At 42.8% G+C, this 1,280-nt stretch carries 1 pseudogene; it reads right to left on the bottom strand.

Annotated features, from left to right (window positions below):
* Window positions 1-79: 79 nt before the first annotated feature.
* A pseudogene (locus QUA04_RS29675) lies at window positions 80-1,081 on the bottom strand (IS5 family transposase); the annotation flags it as partial.
* Window positions 1,082-1,280 lie beyond the last annotated feature (199 nt).

Below are 1,280 nucleotides of genomic sequence, written 5' to 3'. Positions count from 1 at the left end.
CCAGATGAATATCCATAGGGTAGAAATCAAGTAGTGGTATCTCATTATACGGTTTTCACCAAAAACCCAGAAGAACCCTCATTCGGTTTAAGAATACATACCCTTCAAAGCAACTGGCGGATAGTTTGGCTCCAAACTCTACATTTTTTCCGGCTTTTCCTCTGACTATCGGACGGATGTGGGGTTGGCTTAAACTTACTATTCTATCCGATATACTCTGTTTATTGTTGTCAAATAACCATTGCTGTTGGCGATAGACTTCTGTGAGGACTAGCAAAGTTTTATATTGCTTTTTATTCAAACCTTCTAGGGTCGCACCTGAATCGATTAGCTGTTCAATATGAGCCAAGTTTCTTTTGATATATTGGAGTTGTTTTTTAATTGCCTGTCTTTTTTTGTTGCGGGATGGTCTTCTTTGTTTGGCTATTAATAAGTAATTTTTTCGGGCGAGATTACGGTAGGTTCTGGGTTTTTTCGGGATTTGGTCTTTGAGCGGTTTATAGAGGATATCTATAATTTTTTCGGTGTGAACTCTGGCTCCGTTTAATAGTCCTAAGTCGGTCGGATAACTCATGTCGGCCGGGGCGCAGGTCGCATCTACGATCAACTTTCCGCGATTGGGTGACTCATTTTTGGCGTCCGAATCCTTTTTTTTTTCTGTCTTAACTGGGGTGGTGGAACACATTTTTTCGACCATTCGTTCGTTCACTTTATTAATGAGGTTGGAACTAATTCGTTGCCGAAAGTGAACTAATAGAGATGGGTCAAATGCGAGTTCATTACTATAAGCTAATTGACCGATAAAGTATTGCAAATAGGGGTTTTCCCGGATTTGTTAGACTGTTTCCCGATCGCTAATTCCCAGTTTTTCTTTGATGATTAATGCCCCCAACGCGATCCGAAAGGATTTGGCGGGTGCACCCACTTCTGTGGGGAAGTTTTTAGCATATTCTGCTTCAAATTCAGACCACGGGATAACTTCGGCCATTTTTACCCAACGGTTATCTGGTGACAAGCTTCCTCCGAAGGGCAGTTCAAATTCGGATGGGGGTTTTGGGGCAAGCTCAACTTTTCGGTACATGATCGCAGGTGGTTATGCACGGGTTTTGACCTATTTTACCTGTTTTTCACGGCGATGACTCTCGAGCGCACGATCGCATAACCCAGACCTCGTAAATCTTTTGGCTTTTATTCAGCAAGCCCTATTTAGGGTTTGCTGAATATATCGATCGCGTGTTACTTAGCCTGGGTTACGCGATCGCGCGCTCGAGAGTAAAGTG

It is taken from the genome of Microcoleus sp. S13_C5 (assembly GCF_036700845.1).
Lineage (GTDB): Bacteria > Cyanobacteriota > Cyanobacteriia > Cyanobacteriales > Microcoleaceae > Microcoleus.
Note: the sequence above shows the minus strand (reverse complement) of the source record. Positions and strands in the feature narration are given on the sequence as shown.